Below are 20,056 nucleotides of genomic sequence, written 5' to 3'. Positions count from 1 at the left end.
ATAAGTACTTTTTTTGATATGAAAGCGTTTTTAATTGAACATAGACGTTTATTTTCAAATGCTTGTCTTATATAATGAATCTATTGTTATAGCAAAAGAATTTTTCGCAACACACAATGAGGAAGGAAAGTTATAATGGAATTTATTAATACGCTTTACGATCTCTTATGGGGACCGTGGATGATTTATGGAATTATGCTTGTCGGGGTTATTTTTACAATTTTAACAAAAGGGGTTCAAGTCCGTTTTATAAAGGATATGTTTGGCCAAATCTTCCGAGGAAAGAAATCGGATGCAGGTGTGTCATCATTCCAAGCGATGTCGATGGCATTATCAGGTCGTATTGGTACAGGGAATATTGCTGGTACGGCGACAGCAATTGCATTTGGTGGGCCAGGGGCTATTTTTTGGATGTGGGTTATCGCATTTATGGGCGCAGCAACTGCTTATGTAGAATCAACACTTGCACAAATTTATAAAGAAGAAAAAAATGGCGTCTATCGAGGCGGCCCAGCATTTTACATACATAAATTTACAGGTAAACGTTGGTTAGGTATGATTTTTGCGATTGCAGCACTGATTGCAATGTCATTTTTACAACCGACTGTACAAGCGAATGCGATTGCAGACGCGATGTACAATGCATTTGAATTACCGCATTGGGTTTCAGGTTTAGCCGTTTGTTTAATTTTAGGGTTGATTATTGTCGGTGGCGTGAAACGTATTGCCGCAGCCGCATCATTTATCGTACCGTTTATGGCGATTGCATATATTTTAGTAGCCGCTATTATTATTATTATGAATATCGAGCAAGTACCAGCGATATTCGCTTTGATTTTTAGCAGTGCATTTGGTGCTGATGAAATGTTTGGTGGTATTGTTGGTGCCGCGATTGCGTGGGGCGTGAAGCGTGGTATTTATGCCAATGAAGCAGGGCAAGGTACAGGGCCACACCCAGCAGCCGCAGCTGAAGTATCTCACCCAGTGAAACAAGGTTTAGTACAAGCAGCTTCTGTTTATTTAGATACATTTTTAGTATGTACAGCAACGGCATTTATGATTTTATTCACAGGTATGTACAATGTGCAAGAAGATGAAGGTGCTGGTCCATTTATCGTCGAAAATTTACCAGGTATTGAAGCTGGAACAGCGTTTACACAACATGCTGTTGATGCCGCGTTCCCAATTGCCGGATTTGGTACGATTTTCGTAGCATTAGCATTGTTCTTCTTCGCCTTTACAACAACGATGTCTTATTACTATATTGCTGAAACGAATATGGCCTATATTTTTGATGGTAAAAAATTAAAGTTAGGTATTCGTGGTGTACAAGTAGTCATTTTACTAGCGACATACTTTGGTGCCGTTCGCCCTTCAGCATCGGCTTGGGTATTAGGTGATATTGGCTTAGGTATCATGGTTTGGGTCAATGTTATTGCGTTACTGTTCTTAGTAAAACCCGCATTAATTGCGTTAAAAGACTACGAACGACAAAAGAAAACAGGGAAGGACCCTGTGTTTAACCCGGAAGAGCTTGGTATTAAAAACGCTGATTTCTGGATGAAAAAAAAATAAAGAGCATAAAAAAGAGGCTTGGATTGAATCCGAGCCTCTTTTCTTATTGTACGACTGCTTGTTTTTCAGCAAGTACAGATAGTGTATATGGTTTAACTTTTTCTAGTGCGATGATAAACGGTGGATCATTTTTTTGATTTAAGAAATCATAGCGTAGCACATGTACTTGTTTTTGTGGCAATGTTTCAACGTAATTTAGTACGGCATTACGCTCTTCTTTGCCGCCTTCATGTCCATGATAAACAACAAGGACAACGATACCACCTAGTTTCATCATATCCAGCATGTTATCAATAGCTTGGATCGTTGTATTACCATGTGTTGTCACCGTATGGTCAGCTCCAGGTAAGTAGCCTAAATTAAAAATAGCGCCACCAATTGGTTCGTCTACATAATTTGCTACTTGCTCATGGCCATCTAAAATTAACGTTGTGCGCTCAAAAACAGCGTGTTCTTTCAGGCGCGTTGCAGTAGCATCCAAAGCTTGTTGTTGCACATCAAAGGCAAATACGTGACCTGTATCACCAACAAGTTCTGTTAAATATAAAGTATCATGGCCGTTTCCAGCCGTCGCATCAATTGCGACATCTCCAAAATCAATAGATTTACGTAGCAATGTTTTCGCGTAGTCCAATACGCGCTCTAGCTTCATCGAGTTGTCACTTCTTCTTTCTTATATAATTTACCTTGCCAGCTATCACGAGTAGCTAACTCAGCATCAATCCCATTTAAAACTTCCCATTTATTCACAGACCACATTGGACCAACCATTAAATCAATTGGACCGTCACCTGTAATACGTTGTACAACCATCTCTGGTGGAATCACTTCGAGTTGGTCGGCTACTAATTGAATGTACGCATCTTTTTCCATTAACGTTAATTGCCCTTTTTCGTATTGTTTTACAAGTGGTGTGCCTTTTAATAAATGCAGTAAATGGATTTTAATTGCTTGTACATCAAGTTGACCAGCAACGCGTGCCGTTTCAAGCATCATGTCATAATCTTCGAGTGGAAGACCGTTAATAATATGCGTACATACACGAATACCATGTTTACGTAGTTTTTCGACACCTTCTACATAGGTTTGGAAATCGTGCGCGCGGTTAATTAAATTTGCTGTTTTTTCATGGATTGTTTGCAGCCCAAGCTCTACCCATAAGTATGTGCGCGCATTTAATTCTGCTAAATACTCAACGACATCATCTGGCAAACAGTCAGGGCGCGTTGCAATACTTAAACCCATCACACCCTCACAAGCAAGTGCGGCTTCAAATTTTTCTTTTAATACAGGTAGGGGTGCATGCGTATTTGTGTAAGCTTGGAAATAGGCCATTGTCTTGCCATCTTTCCATTTATGTTGCATACGCTCTTTAATTTTTTCGAACTGAACAGGGATTGGATCTACACGGTCACCTGCAAAGTCACCTGAACCGGCTGCTGAACAAAATGTACAACCACCAAATGCTACGGTGCCGTCACGGTTTGGGCAGTCAAAGCCTGCATCAAGTGCTACTTTAAAAACTTTACAGCCGAATTCATCGCGCAAATAACGATTCCATGTATAATAACGTTTCCCGTCTGATGGGAACGGAAATTCTGTTGGATTTGTTTCTGTCATTTCTTATTTCACTCCTCAACAATTTATTGTATCATGTGAGGCAATGTCAGACGACTACTTTCTACTCATCCAAAAGTAGGAGTTTCAAAAGATAACATTGTCAATTTGTGTAGACTTTTGTTACGATGACGAAGATATAAATTGTATAGGAGGTTTTGCGTATGCCAAAAAACGTCTGGCTTCTTGTAATAGGTATGGTCATTAATACAGTGGGAAATGCTTTTTTATGGCCACTTAACACCATTTATATGCATGAACAGTTAGGACAAACTTTATCGGTTGCGGGCCTAGTATTAATGGCAAATGCCGCAGCAGGGGTTGTCGGTAATTTATTAGGTGGGTTTTTATTTGACCGTTTAGGTGGTTTCCGCACGATAATGATCGGCACAATATTAACGATTATTGGCTTAGCCGGTTTAACAATTTGGCATGGCTGGCCTCATTACGTTTGGTTTTTAACATGGATTGGCTTTACAGGAGGCATGGTATTTCCTTGTATGTTTGCAATGGTCGGTACAGCTTGGCCTGAAGGTGGACGTAAAGGGTTTAATGCGATTTATTTAGCGCAAAATGTCGGTGTTGCCTTAGGGCCAGCATTAGCGGGTGTTATTGCTAACGTTAGTTTTGATTATATTTTTATGGCGAATTTAATTATGTATATTGCATTCTTTTTTGTAGCGTTAACATATAAGGCAATTCCACAAGGGTATGGCCTCGCACCATCGAATGTAATTAGTGAAGGTAAGAAAGTAAATGACAAAGCGACGCTGTATGCTTTATGTATTTTAGGGATTGGTTATATGCTCGGTTGGGCCGTTTATACACAATGGACAACGACGATTTCAGTCTATACACAAGAGGTCGGTATTTCATTAAATCAATATAGTTTATTATGGATGGTTAATGGTGTCTTAATTGTTTTAGGACAACCGCTTATTAATCCAATTATTAAACGCTTAGGTGATCGCTATCAGGTCATGATTATAACGGGTGTGCTAATTTTCATCGTGTCATTTTATGTGCTAAGCTTAGCGGAACAATTTACGATGTTTTTAGTCGCGATGGTCATTTTAACGTTCGGTGAAATGTTCGTGTGGCCAACTGTACCAACTGTTGTGAGCATGTTAGCACCACCAGGACGAGATGGCTTTTATCAAGGGTTGATTAACTCATTTAATACGATGGGGAAAATGATAGGGCCATTCTTCGGTGGCTTATTAGCTGATTTATATGGTATGCATTTTACATTCTATTTCCTAATGATTATTTTAGCGCTGTCGATTATCCCGTATTCACTATATCATTTGCCACTGAAGAAAAAGATATAAAAAGTCTAAAAATAGTGTAATCTCTTGTCAATGTTCAGCAATTCAAGTACAATGAGGGCAATATGATATGGCATTGAAGAGGAATAGTACGTTAAGGATTGCTTATAGAGAGCTAGTGGGTGGTGGAAACTAGTAGATGAATTAACAGAACTCGCCTTGGAGTCACATTGGTGAACGTAAATTAACCAACGTCGTCTGTCCGCGTTAAGGATTCAAGTTGAGTGAGTACACTAATTTGGGTGGTACCGCGGTAGCGTCGAGCTGTCGTCCCTTTTATAAGGGATGGCAGCTTTTTTTTACGTTTAAAACATAAAAGGAGGCAATTACTTTGAGTTTCAACCATAAAGAAATTGAAAAGAAATGGCAAAAAGTTTGGGATGTCAATAAAACATTCAAAACGACAAACGAACCAGAAAAACCAAAATTCTACGCATTAGATATGTTCCCGTATCCATCAGGTGCAGGATTACACGTAGGACACCCTGAAGGTTACACAGCGACAGATATTTTATCTCGCTTCAAACGCATGCAAGGCTACAATGTACTTCACCCAATGGGATGGGATGCATTCGGTCTTCCAGCAGAACAATATGCTTTAGATACAGGGAATGACCCAGCTGAATTTACAGCGAAAAATATCGCAACATTCAAGCGTCAAATTCAAGAACTTGGCTTTAGCTATGATTGGGATCGTGAAATTAATACGACGGACCCATCTTACTACAAATGGACACAATGGATTTTCATTCAACTTTATAATAAAGGATTAGCTTATATCGATGAAGTAGCAGTAAACTGGTGCCCAGCGCTTGGTACCGTACTTGCGAATGAAGAAGTAATCGATGGCAAATCAGAGCGCGGTGGTCACCCAGTAGAACGCCGCCCAATGAAACAATGGATGCTAAAAATTACGGCATATGCAGATCGTTTAATCGATGACCTTGAAGATGTTGATTGGCCAGAAAACATTAAAGATATGCAACGTCACTGGATTGGTCGCTCTGAAGGTGCGGAAGTGGACTTTACAGTTACGACAACAAATGATAAATTTACCGTTTTCACAACGCGTCCAGATACATTATTCGGCGCTACGTACACAGTACTTGCACCAGAGCATGAGCTTGTATCCAAAATTACAACACCTGAACAACAAGCAACGGTTACAGCTTACTTAGATGAAGTGAAAATGAAATCTGATTTAGAGCGTACCGACTTAGCGAAAACAAAATCAGGTGTATTCACAGGTGCGTATGCCATCAACCCAATCAACGGGAAAGAAGTGCCTATTTGGATTGCAGATTATGTATTAGCTACTTATGGTACAGGTGCAATCATGGCCGTTCCAGCACATGATGAGCGCGACTATGAATTTGCGAAAAAATTCGAATTACCAATCATCGCAGTACTTGAAGGTGGCAACGTAGAAGAAGCAGCATTTACTGAAGATGGCCCACATATTAACTCTGATTTCTTAGATGGTCTTGGTAAACAAGAAGGAATTGCAACAGCAATCGCATGGTTAGAAGAAAACCATGTTGGTACGAAAAAAATCTCTTACCGTCTACGCGACTGGTTATTCTCTCGTCAACGTTATTGGGGTGAACCAATTCCAGTAATCCATTGGGAAGATGGCTCAATCACAACAGTACCGGAAGAACAATTACCACTTGAACTTCCAAAAACAGATAATATCCATCCATCAGGTACAGGGGAATCACCACTTGCTAACGTTGAAGATTGGGTAAATGTTGTGCATCCAGAAACAGGTATGAAAGGTCGCCGTGAAACGAATACAATGCCGCAGTGGGCTGGTTCTTCATGGTACTTCTTACGCTACATCGATCCACATAACACAGAAGCAATCGCTGACCCTGAACTTCTAAAACGTTGGTTACCAGTAGACATTTACATCGGTGGTCAAGAGCACGCAGTTCTTCACTTATTATATGCACGCTTCTGGCATAAAGTGCTTTACGATCTAGGCATTGTACCAACAAAAGAACCATTCCAAAAATTATTTAACCAAGGGATGATTCTTGGTGAAGGTAATGAAAAAATGTCAAAATCAAAAGGGAATGTTGTAAACCCAGATGACATTATTGAATCACACGGTGCCGATACGCTTCGTTTATACGAAATGTTTATGGGCCCACTTGAAGCATCAATTCCTTGGTCTGAAAATGGCTTAGATGGTGCACGTCGTTTCTTAGATCGCGTATGGCGTCTATTTATTAATGAAGAAACAGACGAATTATCGTCAAAAATCCAAGCTTCAACAGATACAACATTAGAAAAAGTGTACAACCAAACAGTACAAAAAGTAACAGATAACAACGAACATATCCGCTTCAATACATCGATTTCTCAAATGATGGTATTCATTAACGATTGCTACAAGGCAGACGTTGTACCAACTGAGTATGCTGAAGGCTTCGTAAAAATGTTATCACCAATCGCACCACACGTAGCAGAGGAGCTTTGGGCAAAACTAGGTCATACGGAAACAATTACGTATACAGCATGGCCAACATTTGACGAAACAAAACTTGTTGACGATGAAGTAGAAATCGTTGTTCAAGTAAATGGTAAAGTTCGTGCTAAATTAATGGTAGCAAAAGATGCTTCACGCGAAGAGTTAGAACAAATCGCACTTGCTGACGACAATGTAAAAGAACAAATCGATGGCAAAGACGTGAAAAAAGTAATCGCAGTTCCAGGTAAATTAGTAAATATCGTTGCAAAATAATGCATCATTAAAAGAGTTTAGAGGAAATTTCTCTAAACTCTTTTTTGCATGAAATGAAACTATTTAAGTAGTTAAACGTATAGTAAACAAAGACATTTTATTAGGAGAGATTCATATGGATTCACAATTTCCCAAAGTGCTACGCTTCTTCACAATTTTATGGGCGCTCACAGCAGTTGGATTATTTATCGGGGTATTTATCCCACCGGCGCTTGTCATGCCTATTTCAATTGCAACACTCATCATTTTAATTATCTTTATGTTCAGTCGTACAGCCCGTCGCATGAGTAAATGGTTATCGTCACTTTTTGCATTGTTAACAGGGATTACGTTATATAGCTTATTAAACTTCTATATGGGCGCACTAGGCGGAGGTCTCGTATTAGCAATCTTTGGTACAACCGCTGCTATTTTCATTATCGTTGGTTTTGTTGGATACAATCTGAAGACAAATTTATCTGGTTGGTGGAAAATTTTATTAATTGGCTTAATCGGTTTAATTATCTTTTCAATCATTTCCATTTTCGTTGGTTTCAGTGATATCGTAATGGTTATTGCGAGCGCATTTGGTGTTATTTTATTTGTCGGATACACATTATACGATATGAACCAAATCCGTCATCAGACCATTCGTGATGAAGATGTACCGCTTATCGCACTTGATTTATATTTAGATTTTATTAACTTATTCCGTGAGTTATTGAGTCTCGTTTATTACGTTAAAAATATTTTTAATCGCTAAACGAAAAAGAGGAATTGCCGCTTAGGCAGTTCCTCTTTTTTATCATTAATGATTGATATATAAAATGATTTGATTATCTTTTTTCAACTCATTAGTCGTTAAATGATTCCATTGGCGAATGAGTGTCGATGAAATATTATATTCCGCAGCGATATCTTCAACGTTATCAAAAAACGTTGTTTGAACAGTTTTTTTCGTTGCAGCAGTATCATAAGCAGTTAAATCATATTGCTCGATTAAGGCATTTAATTTTTCATGATAACGAGAGTCCGTCGCGTAACTACCAGTTAAAGCGGCGGTGGCATCTTTATAAGTTGCAGCGTTTGTTTTAAATGCCGCAGCATACATATTTTTATCCCATGATGTGCCGCTTGCTAATAAGTCTGCATAATCTTCCATTGAAGCGCGGTAGCTAGGGTATTTACGGAAATCCGCTTTAATCGTCGACAGATTACCTTCGCCATCATCTTCTTGTGTCTTCATTTTAACGGAGTGCCCGTCATAGTTCCCTTTAATACCATACAAATTATAATTCGGTTCACTGCCGAGGCCACTCGTACCAAAATGGCTTTCTAATGAGGCTTGTGCAATCATGACAGAAGCATATAAATCATGCTCGTCTGCAACCTCTCGTGCGACTTCGCCAATTTCTCCGATAAATTCCTCACGTAGTTGCTGTTCGCTAGAAGGGACTGGCAATGTCGTTTTGGCAGCATTAAATAGTTGAATGATGGCAATCGTTGCACAAATAGTTAACAGGATAAAGGCAACAACTGAGCCAAACAGCCATTTTATCGATGATTTGCGTTTTTTCATTGAGAGACCCCTTTCAAATCGTTTACGTTATAGGAACGTCCATTAGAAAGAAAAGTTCGCGGCACTGTCACCAGCAATGCGGCCTGTTACAAGCGCAGATGTAATATTATAACCACCTGTATAACCATGAATATCTAAAATTTCACCACAGAAGTAAAGACCTGGCTTTTTCTTCGATGCCATTGTTTTTGGTTCGATTTCTTTTACTGAAACGCCACCACCTGTAACAAATGCCTTTGTGAGTGGTTGTGTGCCATAAACAGTCATGTTAAAACCTGTAAGCTCTTGGGCTAAATGGCGTGCTTGCTCATTTGATAAATCGGCACCGGTAGCTGTTTCAGCAATGGCAGCACGTTGCATTAAAAATAATAACCAACGTTCAGGAACAATGCCTTTCCAAATATTTTTTAGTGCTTTTTTCGGTTCTGCCTTTGCTTGTTTCATTAACAATTGGAACGCAGATTCTGCATTGTAATCAACAAGTGCTTGGATTTGAACAGTGACTGGTTTGCCACCATTTTTTTTCAATTCTTTCACGACAAATTGGCTACAGCGTAAAATAGCGGGGCCACTTAAACCAAAATGTGTAAAGAGCATATCCATTTTGTGTGTAATGATCGCTTTGCCATTTTTCTTTAAAACAGACACGGCCGCATCGCGTAGTGCTAGACCTTGCAACTCTTTTGATTGAATAAACGTCTCATTCGACAACAATGGAACTTCCGTTGGGTACAAATCTGTTACTGTATGACCAGCGCGCTCAGCCCAAGGGTAGCCATCACCTGTAGAGCCTGTTTGTGGAACTGCTTTACCACCAACGGCGACAACAACAGCATGTGCTGTAATTTCTTCGCCAGATTCTAAGCGAACACCTAAGATTTTTTCATCATCCATTAACAATTTTGAAACGGCTGTTTGCTTACGGATGTCAATTTTTAAACGCTTCATTTCTTGAAGCAACGCATCAACAACATCTTGTGCACGATTTGAGACAGGGAACATACGGCCATGGTCTTCCTCTTTTAGCGCGACACCTAACCCCTCAAAGAAGGCAATAATGTCTTCGTTGTTGTAAACTGTGAAGGGGCTATAAAGGAAGCGGCCATTTCCTGGGATGTGTTTGACAATTTCATCGACAGGTAAGCGGTTCGTTACATTACAACGGCCACCGCCAGAAATTGCTAATTTTTGTCCGAGTTTTTTACCCTTTTCGAGTAATAATACTTTTTTATTGTTCGTACCAGCGGCGATTGAGGCCATTAAACCAGAAGGGCCACCACCAATGACGATTACATCATACATATAAAACGCTCACTTTCTAAATTGGAATGTCAGTCCAATTTATTATACACGATGTGAAGAAACTATTTGAGTAATTGTCGTTCGAGTTGTAAACTAAAATTTAGTGATTTTTATTTTTTGAAAAAGAATGGAAGGGTAGTATGTCATCATTTATGAAAGGGACAGCCATTTTAACGATCGGTATGTTTTTATCGAAAGTACTTGGCTTAATTTATGTATTCCCATTCTATGCCATCATTGGTGAGGAAAATGTGGCACTTTACTCTTACGGTTTTATTCCATATTCAATTATGCTGTCAATTGCGATTTCGGGTGCGCCCGTTGCCGTATCAAAATTCGTCTCGAAGTACAATAGTCGAGGCGATTATGCAGCAGGCCGTAAGTTGATGAAGTCCGGTGTCCTGATCATGATTGCGTCGGGGGTTATCTGTTTTGCGACGCTTTATTTATTAGCGGAACCAATAGCAGGACTCGTTATTAAAGACGACGAGCAAATTTTTACAACAGATCAAATTGCTACGGTCATTCGTGCCGTAAGTTTTGCGTTAATCGTAGTACCATTTATGAGTATTACGCGTGGATTCTTCCAAGGCTATGGTCAAATGACACCAACAGCGGTATCACAATTGATTGAACAAATTGTGCGTATTATTGTTGTATTAGTTGGTGCTTTTATTATGATGCGTTTATTTAATGGCACAGCAGAATCTGCTATTTCATTTGCGCTTTTTGCATCATTTATTGGTGCAATCGGTGGTTTAGCAGTGATGGGCTACTATTGGAAGAAATCGAAGCCAGAATTTGATTTGAAGTTACGAGAAACCGTTGATTCAGGCGACTTCTCGTACGTTAAAATTTATAAAGAAGTATTAACGTATTCAATTCCTTATGTATTTGTCGGAATCGCATCAACATTATTCCAATTAATTGACATGCTAACATTTAATACAGCGATGGCGGAAATCGGCCTCGCCAAAGTATCAGATTTATACTTAAGTATGTTGAACTTTACAACACAAAAAATTGTGATGATTCCCGTTATGTTAGCAACAGGTTTCTCAATGGCACTTGTTCCAGCGATTACACGTTTTTATACACAACGTAAACATCATGATGTAATCGAAACGATGGATAAAACATTCCAAATTTTACTATTTGTAATATTACCTGCTGTTATCGGTATTTCTGTTTTATCATATGAAATTTACACATTCTTGTATTCGCCAAGTGATATGGGGGCGCATATTTTAGCATTATATGCACCAGTCGCAATTTTATTCGCACTATTTTCTGTCACAGCAGCGTTACTACAAGGAATTGATCACCAAAAGTGGATTATTTTCAGCTTATTAGTTGGTATTTTAATTAAATTATCGATTAATATTCAAATGATTCAAGCGTTTGAAGCACCTGGTGCCATTTATGCAACTGCAATTGGTTATGTCGTGACAATTGGTATTAATATCGCTGTCATTGTGAAAGTATTAAATTACAAACCAAAACGTTTAATGCGCCGTATTGTATTAATCGCGATGTTAACAGCTGTTATGGTTGTAGCTGTTGTGATTGTGCGCGCATTGTTAAGTCTCGTGTTACCAGAGCCAAATACGCGCTGGGTTGCAATGGTGTATCTATTTATTTGTGGTGGTGTAGGTGTTGCGGTATATGGCTTCTTATCACTGAAATTAGGATTAGCACAAAAACTATTAGGCTCGCGTTTTGAGCGTTTAGCGAAAAAATTACACATTCATTAGGAGAAGATATGCGTTTAGATAAACTATTAGCAAATATGGGTTTTGGCACACGAAAAGATGTGAAAAAACTCATTAAACAAAAAGCGGTAACGGTTGATGATATTGTTGTAAAAGATGTCGGTTTACAAGTGGATCCGGAAAAACAAGCAGTTGTTATTTTTGGCGAACGTGTCACGTATGAACCGATGATTTATTTATTAATGAATAAACCAGCTGGCGTTATTTCAGCAACAGAAGACAATTACGACCGTACAGTTATTGATTTATTAGAGCCGTACCATCGCCATTTTGAGCCATTTCCAGTCGGGCGTTTGGACAAAGACACCGAAGGCTTTTTATTAATTACAAATGATGGTCAGCTTACACATAATTTATTATCGCCAAAAAAACACGTACCAAAAGTGTATTATGCGAAAATTGCGGGTGAAGTAACAGAACAACATATTGCCTTATTTGAACAAGGCGTTGTAATTGATGATGGTTATGAAACGAAGCCGGCTAAACTGACAATTTTGCAAAGCGGTGACGTCTCTGAAATTGAATTGGAAATTTCAGAAGGGAAGTTTCACCAAGTTAAACGAATGTTTAAAGCAATTGGGACAGAAGTGACGTATTTAAAACGTTTATCAATGGGGCCATTACAATTGGGGAACGAGCTGGCGCTAGGCGAGTATCGTGAACTGACAGCTGACGAAGTATTGCAGCTACAAGAACGCCCATAATAAAAAAAGGTAGCGCATTTCGGGATGACCTAAAAAATGGAAACAATATAAAAAGGGAACGACACTTCTAGGGTATAAAAGCTTTGGAGGTGTTTTTTTGTATAGAAAAAGAGAAGAATAGCGTGCCATTCTTCTCTAATATGTACGAGCAATTAAATTCTGTTGGCAAAAATAATGACCAAGCGACGCAGCATGGTCATTATTTTTATTACGTTACTGAATATGAGTGTGAGAAGGTGGCCATCAGCATGTTTGGTATTCTTAGAGCTAACACTTCTCATTCAACGAAAGCCGTGAGCTAAGTCGTCGAACCTTTCTAAGATGTCATTTTCACTTTTTTACGCGTCGTTGTCCATTTACCTCTGCTTGGACTCTCTACCAAGTCGTTATAGGCTAACACATTCAAATCTCTCTGAATGGTGCGAGGAGTGATGCCAAATTCATCGACTAAATCTTGCGTAGTAACAGTGCCATTTTCATGGATATACATATACACATCTTTAATGCGAGTAAGCATCCGATCAGTTGTTGGTTTCATAAGGTGAACCACTCCTTCATCTTTTTTCTCAAGACTAGCGGACGATACGAAGTTTCATAGGCTACATTTGCTGCCTTAGACATCCCCTTTTCAGTTTTGATGGTCAGATTGTTTCTGACACCACCATTATAGCCGAAAAACAAATTTTCTTCCATACATTTACCTCAAAAAAATGATAGAGTGCCAAAAATTTACGGTTAATAAACGAACTTTTTACAATTTTAATGTTTGGAACGTTCGTTTTTAGGAAAGTGCTATCCAATAATATGACGTAAGGTGTACACTAGGATTAGATTATTTTAGGAGGTTTTTATTCATGGATTGGTTGAAACAAGCGCAAGAACGCCAGCAAGAGATGATAGCAGATTTACAGACGTTAGTACGCATTAATAGCGTCTTAGACGAATCAACAGCGACAGAGGAAGTGCCGTTTGGGGAAGGTCCGCTAAAAGCATTAAATTGGATGCTTCAACAAGGCACCGAGCAAGAGATGCACGTTGTTAATATGGCGAATAAAGTTGGTTATATTGAAATGGGGCAAGGCGAGGAAATGGTTGGGATGCTTTGTCACGTTGATGTAGTACCAGCAGGCAGCGATTGGGTGCATGAACCATTTGGCGCTGAAATCGAAGACGGGAAGCTATTTGGCCGCGGTGCGATTGATGATAAAGGGCCAACGATGGCTGCTTGGTTAGCCATGAAAATGGTGAAAGCTTCAGGGATTAAATTGACGCGTCGCGTGCGTTTAATTGTCGGTTCAGATGAAGAGACGGGGTTCCGTTGTGTAAAACATTATATGGCACATGAAGAAGTGCCGACATTAGGTTTTGCGCCGGACGCTGATTTCCCAATTATCAATGCTGAAAAAGGCATTGCAGAAACGACGTATCGTCAATTAGATGTGGCAGATCACGATGAACAGCTTCGTTCATTCCATGCAGGTCACCGCATTAATATGGTGCCTGATTTTGCGACAGCAATTGTAAAAAATGTTCCTGAAGAAATTACAGCACAGTTTAAGGCGTATTTAGCAGTAGAAACATTAACGGGTGAAATTACGAACGATGGCGCAAATACATTTACATTGACTATAAAAGGTGTATCGGCGCACGCGATGGAACCAAACAATGGCGTAAATGCGGCGGTTAAGTTAGCGAGCTTTTTAGCGACATGTTTAGAAACGGCAACATCAAAGCAATTTGTTGATTTTATCGTAACAGGGTTTGGTACAGAAACACGCGGTCATGCGTTAGGATTAGCTTACCGTGATGAGATGTCAGGCGAGACAACGCTGAATGCAGGTGTTGTTGAATATGAAGCGGGGCGCATTGGCGAGGTACGCGTCTCAATGCGTTATGCGGTATCGTATGATTTCGATACATTTATTGCGCAAGGTCAACGTGCACTTATAAATACAGGGTTTGAATTGGTGATTGATGACAATTCTGAGCCGCATTATGTTGCGCCAGAAGAAGAACTGATTCAAAAATTATCGGCTGTTTATGAACGTAATACAGGGGAGAAAGCAGAACTTTTAGCAATTGGCGGTGGGACATACGCGCGCGAATTACCAAACGGTGTAGCATTCGGTATGTTATTCCCTGGAGAACCAGACATTGCCCATCAACACGATGAATATGTCATTATTGAAAACTTAGTGAAGGCAGCTGCCATCTATGCGGATGCCATCGTTGAATTAGCAACGACAAACGCGTAATTATTTTGATATTTCACGCATTTTTTGTGATAATAAACGAGCAATTACTTAACATAAAGGGAGTGTGGTAGGAATGACACATATTTGGGTAAACGATGAATTAATGAACCGCAACGAAGCGAAAATTGATGCTGAAGACCGCGGCTATCAGTTTGGCGATGGTGTTTACGAAGTGATTAAAGTATACGATGGCCATTTATTTGAAATGGAAGCGCATATCGAGCGTTTTTATCGCTCAGCAGACGAGCTACGCATTGTTATTCCATATACAAAAGATGTGCTACATAAAATGGTTTACGATTTAGTAGAAGCAGACCAACTTCAAACAGGCCATGTGTATATGCAAGTAACGCGCGGCGTAGCACAACGTCAGCATTATTTCCCTGATGAAGCGAGTGCTACATTTACAGCTTATACACAGGTGAGTGCACGTCCAGTTGCGCAATTTGAGCAAGGTGTAAAAACAGTATTATACGATGATATTCGTTGGTTGCGCTGCGACATTAAGAGCTTAAACTTATTAGGTGCTGTCTTAGCGAAACAAGCTGCACATGAAGCGGGTTGTGCAGAAGCCATTTTGCATCGCGGAGATATTGTGACAGAAGGTTCTTCATCAAATATTTTTGGTGTGAAAAATGGCAAAGTTTACACGCATCCAGCAAATAATTTTATTTTAAAAGGCATTACACGCGATGTTGTATTCCGTTGTGCTACAGAGGCCGGCATTGAAATCGTTGAAGAGGCGATGAGCGTTGAACAACTGTTGGCGATGGATGAAGTATTCTTCACATCAACAGGTGCTGAAGTGTCGCCTATTATCCAAATTAACGATACGCTTATTGGCGATGGCAAACCAGGAGAAACGACGCGTAAACTTCAACAAGCTTTTGAGGCTAAAGTGCAACAAAGCATTACAATTTAACAATTAAATCCGATATACTACAATGTATACACATATGAAGAAGCGATATTCGATTAAAATATCGCTTCTTTTTGTTCGAGAAGGATGGAGGGGCAAGGATGGCACAGTTAATTAAATTACAAGATTATGTGTCGCGTTATCAAATTGACCTCAAACGATATCCAACGCAATATGTTCGCTTGAAGCATGTGCAGTGGAAACGTATGAATGAGGAATGGCGCGCGAATAGTAATGCTGCAGTTGAATTGGAAGAAATGATGATTGACCAACAGGAAGAAAAGAAGCCGAATTTATTTAAGCGTCTGTTTAAGCGCAAGGAAAAAGAGATGTGGGATAATCCGTGGGAACAGGACCCTAGTACTATAAAATTTGAGGATGTTGCAGACGACGTCATTCCAGAAGAAACGAGTACGCTAAATTTCAATCCAACATTGCTGTACAATCCGCAAAATGAAGTCGATTTAAAGCGTATGTACTTAGATCAACTTTTTCATTTTCAATTAAAGTGGGCAAGTTCAACGTTGCGTGAAAAGTCGCATTTAGATCCTAAATACCAACGTGATACGTGGCTCCGTACACTTGTACAAAAGTTACCGGATACATATTTTGTGTTGTACGACCCCATTTTACAATTGAAGAAAGCACCAATCGAAGTGGGTGTCATCGTGCTAGCACCAACGGAGTGTTATGTGATTCAGTTGATTGAAGAAGAGGATGTTGCGGCGTTTACCGGAGATAGCAAGGAGCGCTTCTGGACGAAAAAAATTGGCGAACAAGATAAAAAAGTATTGAATCCATTAATTAGTTTAAAGCGTATGGAAAAAGTTGTTCAGCAAATTTTTGAAGAAGCGGATGTTTCACTCGATATCCACCGTATTTTATTATCACGCAATGGTTATATTGATTACCCAGGGTCGATTTATGATATTAAGATTGTTGATCGTCGTCATTATGACTCATGGTTTGAAGAATGGAAGCGCAATGCATCACCTATGAAGCACTTACAATTTAAAGCGGCAGAAGCATTATTAGAACATTCACAAACGACATCATTTAATCGTGGTGATTGGTATAAAACGAAAGATTCTGTCGAAAAATTTGATTTATGATGCTCCATATTATTGTCAATGAACGAGCAGGCAATGGACGCGCAAAAAAAATGGGAGCAGCAGTTTGTGCTACGTTAACAACAGACTATCATTTCTATACAACAAAAGCACCTCATCATGCAACGGCTATTGTCGAAAAAATTGCGCAGTTTCAAGGTAAGCAGTTGTGCCTCATTATTGGTGGTGATGGTACGATTCACGAAGCGATTCAAGGAGCTATAGGTCACGACAACATTATTATAGGTGTGATGAATGGTGGTTCTGGTAACGATTTTGGGCGTGGGTTTAGCGCGTTTACAACAGCAGCTGACATCGAGAGCTTTTTAGTAAAACCTTCTATTACAACAGAAGATACCGGGCTTTTAATGGCGCATAATCAACATTCGTTCATGAACAATATTGGTTATGGCGTTGATGCAAAAATTGTTTATGAAGTAAATCGAACGCCACTAAAAAATTGGTTAAATCGTATTGGACTAGGTCAATTAACGTATGCCATCCTTCTTATGAAGGAAGTATTAACATTTAAACCATTTGATGTTACGGTTACGCATGGTGCTACGTGTAAAGTTTATAAAAACGTTTGGATTACAACGGTTAGCAATCAGCCTTTTATTGGGGGCGGTATGAAAATTTCACCGCATTCGATTACAAATGATGGCCGCTTGGAATTAACGATTGTTGAAAATTTATCACGTTTAAAATTGTTAATGATATTTGGCACGATTTTTAAAGGCCGACATTTAGCTTTTACAAAACATGTCTCACAAATAAGTGCAGATGCGTTTACAATTATGTATAGTGAGCCAATACAAGGCCATGCAGATGGTGAAGATATTGGGCAATCAAGTGATGTAGTACGCATTGAAATACAGCCGCAATCATTTCGGTTGGCGCGTCGCATGCTTGACTAATTGCTGAATTTCTTGAATAATGAATTGTTGAAATGCAACTTATAGAAATGAGGAAAGAACGTTGAGATTACGTAACAAACCTTGGGCAGAAGATTATTTAAATGATCATCAAGATTTAGTCGTGCCAAACCCAGAAGATTATAAAGGTCGCTGGAATGAATTATTCGGTAATGATAACCCACTTCACATTGAAGTAGGAACAGGTAAAGGTCAATTTATTACTGGAATGGCGAAAGCAAACCCACACATTAACTATATTGGAATTGAATTATTTGATAGCGTTATCGTTATTGCTGCGAAAAAAGCAGTAGATTCTGGACAACCAGAAAACCTACGCTTATTAAATGTTAATGGTTCTAAATTAGAGGAATATTTTGCAAAAGGTGATGTGGATCGTGTTTATTTAAACTTCTCAGATCCATGGCCAAAAACGCGTCATGCAAAACGCCGTTTAACACATGCAAATTTCTTAGGATTGTATGAACATGTGTTAGTCGATAATGGAGAAATTCATTTTAAAACAGATAATCGTGGGTTATTTGAATTTTCATTAATGAGCTTGACAGATTATGGTATGAAATTAAACTTAGTATCATTAGATTTACACAATGATGATGTTGAAGATAACATCATGACCGAATATGAAGAGAAGTTTTCATCTAAAGGGCAACCGATTTATCGTTTAGAAGCACAATTTATGACAAAAAAATAAAGTGCTGAACGGTTTTAGCAAAAAAGTAGTAATCACGTTAATTTGTGATTGCTACTTTTTTTACTTTAAAAGAAATGTAAAGATATTCTATTTTATGGCCGAATATGTTACGATTAAACTGTAATTTCGACAAAGGGGGACACGTAAATGGATAAATTTCAATTTCACGATATGCGTTTCACATGGTTAGATGGCGGTATGACATGGCTAGATGGGGGAGCGATGTTTGGCGTTGTACCAAAGCCATTATGGACGCGTAAATATGAAGTAAATGAGAGCAATCAAATTCCGCTACCAACGCACCCGATTTTAGTACAGTATGGGGATACAAATTATTTAGTGGATTCAGGGATTGGTAGTGGTAAATTAAATGATAAACAAAAACGTAACTTTGGTGTAACGCGTGAGTCGCATATTAATGACAGCTTACATACACTTGGTTTAACAGCTGATGATATTGATGTTGTGCTAATGACACATATGCACTTTGACCATGCGAGTGGTTTAACGTGCTATGAGGATGACGAGCTCGTATCGGTATTTAAAAATGCAACGATTTACGTGTCAGAAGTCGAATGGAATGAATTACGCAATCCAAATATTCGTTCGAAGGCGACTTATTGGCGTGAAAACTGGGAGCCAATTCAAAATCAAGTGAAAACATTTAGCGACACATTTGAAGTTGTGCCGGGCATTACGATGGAACATACGGGCGGGCATAGTGATGGTCATGCCGTAATTCGTTTTGAACAACAAGGCGATACATTAATTCATATGGGCGATATTTTGGCGACAACGGCTCATCAAAATCCATTATGGGTAATGGCCTATGATGACTACCCAATGACATCGGTATTTGCAAAAGAACGTTTAACGAACGAAATTTTAGAGCGCGGTTATTTTGTCTCGTTCTACCACGATAATTTCCATCGCGTTATTAAATGGGATCCGACAGGGAAAGAAGTGTTGGAGGAAGTGCCTGTAACGCATAGCGAATATGGCATTTAAATATAAAAAAAGGAATCGTGCGAGAAGCACGATTCCTTTTTATGTAGCGATTAAACGCGTACTAAGTCAACGATTGCACCGCTTTTTGCATCAGCAGCGAATTCGAAGTTTACTTGTTCGCCATCTTCTACGCGAGAGATGCCGCCTTTGTAAACAGGGATTGAAATATTTTCTTTTTTGAATGTTTCTGGTTGCATGTAGATCCAAGAACCATCGATTGGACCTTCTTGTTTGAATTGATTTTTAATATCTTCAAGAACAGAGTTAGGATTGCGGTTTGGATTTACACGTGTAGAAGCTTCTTTAAGCACGTATGCAGCGGCAACACCAGTTGCAACGCCAACTAAAAAGTCACGTAATTTCATTGGTTTTCCCCCTTAATTTAACTATACCTATAGTGTATCATATGAACGAAAAGAAGTGTCAATAGAAAATAACGAGAGCTGTGAATTATAATTCAGTTTTAGAAAAGTTTTGAATTATCACGAGAAACGAAATAGTAATGTAGCAATTCAAGTAATAGAAAGCTAC

19 protein-coding genes and 1 other annotated feature are annotated in these 20,056 nt (G+C 39.1%); of the genes, 12 read left to right on the top strand and 7 right to left on the bottom strand.

Features of this window, described 5'->3' with window-relative positions:
- Positions 1–135: 135 nt before the first annotated feature.
- Positions 136–1,575, top strand: coding sequence for an alanine/glycine:cation symporter family protein (locus V514_RS0108245; protein ID WP_035944370.1), 1,440 nt, complete (start codon positions 136–138; stop codon positions 1,573–1,575).
- A 43-nt stretch (positions 1,576–1,618) separates the two neighbouring features.
- Here the strand turns inward: V514_RS0108245 and V514_RS0108240 are convergent, their stop codons facing one another.
- Together V514_RS0108240 and V514_RS0108235 are read right to left on the bottom strand one after the other, a co-directional pair.
- Entirely contained in the window at positions 1,619–2,227 is a 609-nt protein-coding gene (locus V514_RS0108240; RefSeq protein ID WP_029499505.1) for a class I SAM-dependent methyltransferase, read from the bottom strand.
- Positions 2,224–3,195, bottom strand: a complete 972-nt coding sequence (locus tag V514_RS0108235) for a TIGR01212 family radical SAM protein (protein WP_029499504.1) — start codon at positions 3,193–3,195, stop codon at positions 2,224–2,226. The genes V514_RS0108240 and V514_RS0108235 overlap by 4 nt, the downstream gene beginning before the upstream one ends.
- 161 nt (positions 3,196–3,356) lie before the next feature.
- Here V514_RS0108235 and V514_RS0108230 point away from each other — a divergent pair, with 161 nt between their 5' ends.
- The 3 genes from V514_RS0108230 (at position 3,357) to V514_RS0108220 (ending at position 8,011) form a co-directional block, all read left to right on the top strand.
- A complete protein-coding gene (locus V514_RS0108230) occupies positions 3,357–4,523 on the top strand; it encodes an MDR family MFS transporter (protein ID WP_029499503.1) in 1,167 nt (388 codons plus the stop codon).
- A gap of 64 nt (positions 4,524–4,587) precedes the next feature.
- Positions 4,588–4,798, top strand: a binding site (T-box leader).
- Between the two features lie 53 nt (positions 4,799–4,851).
- Positions 4,852–7,269 carry a leucine--tRNA ligase gene (gene leuS / locus V514_RS0108225; protein WP_029499502.1) on the top strand — a complete coding sequence of 806 codons (2,418 nt, stop codon included), beginning with the start codon at positions 4,852–4,854 and terminating at the stop codon, positions 7,267–7,269.
- A 115-nt stretch (positions 7,270–7,384) separates the two neighbouring features.
- Positions 7,385–8,011 (top strand): Bax inhibitor-1/YccA family protein, encoded by a 627-nt coding sequence (locus V514_RS0108220; protein WP_029499501.1) that lies wholly within the window; start codon positions 7,385–7,387, stop codon positions 8,009–8,011.
- Positions 8,012–8,056: 45 nt separating this feature from the next.
- Here the strand turns inward: V514_RS0108220 and V514_RS20900 are convergent, their stop codons facing one another.
- Positions 8,057–8,827 carry a glucosaminidase domain-containing protein gene (locus tag V514_RS20900; protein ID WP_029499500.1) on the bottom strand — a complete coding sequence of 257 codons (771 nt, stop codon included), beginning with the start codon at positions 8,825–8,827 and terminating at the stop codon, positions 8,057–8,059.
- A gap of 42 nt (positions 8,828–8,869) precedes the next feature.
- Positions 8,870–10,129: a BaiN/RdsA family NAD(P)/FAD-dependent oxidoreductase gene (locus V514_RS0108210; protein ID WP_029499499.1), complete on the bottom strand. Its 1,260-nt coding sequence runs from the start codon at positions 10,127–10,129 to the stop codon at positions 8,870–8,872.
- A 140-nt stretch (positions 10,130–10,269) separates the two neighbouring features.
- Between V514_RS0108210 and V514_RS0108205 the strand changes: the two genes are divergently transcribed.
- The gene (locus V514_RS0108205; protein WP_029499498.1) at positions 10,270–11,883 is read left to right on the top strand and encodes a putative polysaccharide biosynthesis protein; all 1,614 of its coding nucleotides are present in this window, start codon (positions 10,270–10,272) and stop codon (positions 11,881–11,883) included.
- 8 nt (positions 11,884–11,891) lie between these two features.
- Positions 11,892–12,605, top strand: coding sequence for a pseudouridine synthase (locus V514_RS0108200; protein WP_029499497.1), 714 nt, complete (start codon positions 11,892–11,894; stop codon positions 12,603–12,605).
- A 316-nt stretch (positions 12,606–12,921) separates the two neighbouring features.
- Here the strand turns inward: V514_RS0108200 and V514_RS0108195 are convergent, their stop codons facing one another.
- Complete coding sequence (locus V514_RS0108195) at positions 12,922–13,143, bottom strand: DeoR family transcriptional regulator (protein ID WP_010303855.1); 222 nt, start codon at positions 13,141–13,143, stop codon at positions 12,922–12,924.
- Positions 13,140–13,298 carry a hypothetical protein gene (locus tag V514_RS20360; protein WP_161630178.1) on the bottom strand — a complete coding sequence of 53 codons (159 nt, stop codon included), beginning with the start codon at positions 13,296–13,298 and terminating at the stop codon, positions 13,140–13,142. Before V514_RS20360 ends, V514_RS0108195 begins: the two co-directional genes overlap by 4 nt.
- 161 nt (positions 13,299–13,459) lie before the next feature.
- Between V514_RS20360 and pepV the strand changes: the two genes are divergently transcribed.
- The 6 genes from pepV (at position 13,460) to V514_RS0108160 (ending at position 19,525) form a co-directional block, all read left to right on the top strand.
- A complete protein-coding gene (gene pepV, locus V514_RS0108185) occupies positions 13,460–14,860 on the top strand; it encodes a dipeptidase PepV (RefSeq protein WP_029499496.1) in 1,401 nt (466 codons plus the stop codon).
- Positions 14,861–14,933: 73 nt separating this feature from the next.
- Positions 14,934–15,782, top strand: a complete 849-nt coding sequence (gene dat, locus V514_RS0108180; protein ID WP_029499495.1) for a D-amino-acid transaminase — start codon at positions 14,934–14,936, stop codon at positions 15,780–15,782.
- A gap of 98 nt (positions 15,783–15,880) precedes the next feature.
- Entirely contained in the window at positions 15,881–16,891 is a 1,011-nt protein-coding gene (locus V514_RS0108175) for a nuclease-related domain-containing protein (RefSeq protein ID WP_029499494.1), read from the top strand.
- Positions 16,888–17,805: a diacylglycerol/lipid kinase family protein gene (locus V514_RS0108170; RefSeq protein ID WP_029499493.1), complete on the top strand. Its 918-nt coding sequence runs from the start codon at positions 16,888–16,890 to the stop codon at positions 17,803–17,805. The genes V514_RS0108175 and V514_RS0108170 overlap by 4 nt, the downstream gene beginning before the upstream one ends.
- 61 nt (positions 17,806–17,866) lie before the next feature.
- The gene (trmB, locus tag V514_RS0108165; protein ID WP_029499492.1) at positions 17,867–18,517 is read left to right on the top strand and encodes a tRNA (guanosine(46)-N7)-methyltransferase TrmB; all 651 of its coding nucleotides are present in this window, start codon (positions 17,867–17,869) and stop codon (positions 18,515–18,517) included.
- A gap of 147 nt (positions 18,518–18,664) precedes the next feature.
- Positions 18,665–19,525: a YtnP family quorum-quenching lactonase gene (locus tag V514_RS0108160; RefSeq protein WP_029499491.1), complete on the top strand. Its 861-nt coding sequence runs from the start codon at positions 18,665–18,667 to the stop codon at positions 19,523–19,525.
- Between the two features lie 50 nt (positions 19,526–19,575).
- On the opposite strand, the gene V514_RS0108155 is transcribed toward V514_RS0108160, so the two are convergent.
- Complete coding sequence (locus tag V514_RS0108155; protein ID WP_029499490.1) at positions 19,576–19,890, bottom strand: peptidase M4; 315 nt, start codon at positions 19,888–19,890, stop codon at positions 19,576–19,578.
- Positions 19,891–20,056: the final 166 nt, after the last annotated feature.

It is taken from the genome of Kurthia huakuii LAM0618, assembly GCF_000505545.1.
Taxonomy (GTDB): Bacteria; Bacillota; Bacilli; order Bacillales_A; family Planococcaceae; genus Kurthia; species Kurthia huakuii.
The sequence above is the reverse complement of the archived record's forward strand: the minus strand, read 5'-3'. Positions and strand labels throughout refer to the sequence as shown.

Bases quoted from the DNA above. Each gene is read 5' to 3' on its own strand.
- V514_RS0108155 (WP_029499490.1), bottom strand. From the start codon at position 19,890: ATGAAATTACGTGACTTTTTAGTTGGCGTTGCAACTGGTGTTGCCGCT.
- V514_RS0108205 (WP_029499498.1), top strand. From the start codon at position 10,270: ATGTCATCATTTATGAAAGGGACAGCCATTTTAACGATCGGTATGTTT.
- pepV (WP_029499496.1), top strand. From the start codon at position 13,460: ATGGATTGGTTGAAACAAGCGCAAGAACGCCAGCAAGAGATGATAGCA.
- V514_RS0108220 (WP_029499501.1), top strand. From the start codon at position 7,385: ATGGATTCACAATTTCCCAAAGTGCTACGCTTCTTCACAATTTTATGG.
- V514_RS20900 (WP_029499500.1), bottom strand. From the start codon at position 8,827: ATGAAAAAACGCAAATCATCGATAAAATGGCTGTTTGGCTCAGTTGTT.
- V514_RS0108195 (WP_010303855.1), bottom strand. From the start codon at position 13,143: ATGAAACCAACAACTGATCGGATGCTTACTCGCATTAAAGATGTGTAT.
- V514_RS0108240 (WP_029499505.1), bottom strand. From the start codon at position 2,227: ATGAAGCTAGAGCGCGTATTGGACTACGCGAAAACATTGCTACGTAAA.
- V514_RS20360 (WP_161630178.1), bottom strand. From the start codon at position 13,298: ATGGAAGAAAATTTGTTTTTCGGCTATAATGGTGGTGTCAGAAACAAT.
- V514_RS0108175 (WP_029499494.1), top strand. From the start codon at position 15,881: ATGGCACAGTTAATTAAATTACAAGATTATGTGTCGCGTTATCAAATT.
- V514_RS0108235 (WP_029499504.1), bottom strand. From the start codon at position 3,195: ATGACAGAAACAAATCCAACAGAATTTCCGTTCCCATCAGACGGGAAA.
- V514_RS0108230 (WP_029499503.1), top strand. From the start codon at position 3,357: ATGCCAAAAAACGTCTGGCTTCTTGTAATAGGTATGGTCATTAATACA.
- V514_RS0108170 (WP_029499493.1), top strand. From the start codon at position 16,888: ATGATGCTCCATATTATTGTCAATGAACGAGCAGGCAATGGACGCGCA.
- V514_RS0108200 (WP_029499497.1), top strand. From the start codon at position 11,892: ATGCGTTTAGATAAACTATTAGCAAATATGGGTTTTGGCACACGAAAA.
- V514_RS0108160 (WP_029499491.1), top strand. From the start codon at position 18,665: ATGGATAAATTTCAATTTCACGATATGCGTTTCACATGGTTAGATGGC.
- V514_RS0108245 (WP_035944370.1), top strand. From the start codon at position 136: ATGGAATTTATTAATACGCTTTACGATCTCTTATGGGGACCGTGGATG.
- dat (WP_029499495.1), top strand. From the start codon at position 14,934: ATGACACATATTTGGGTAAACGATGAATTAATGAACCGCAACGAAGCG.
- V514_RS0108210 (WP_029499499.1), bottom strand. From the start codon at position 10,129: ATGTATGATGTAATCGTCATTGGTGGTGGCCCTTCTGGTTTAATGGCC.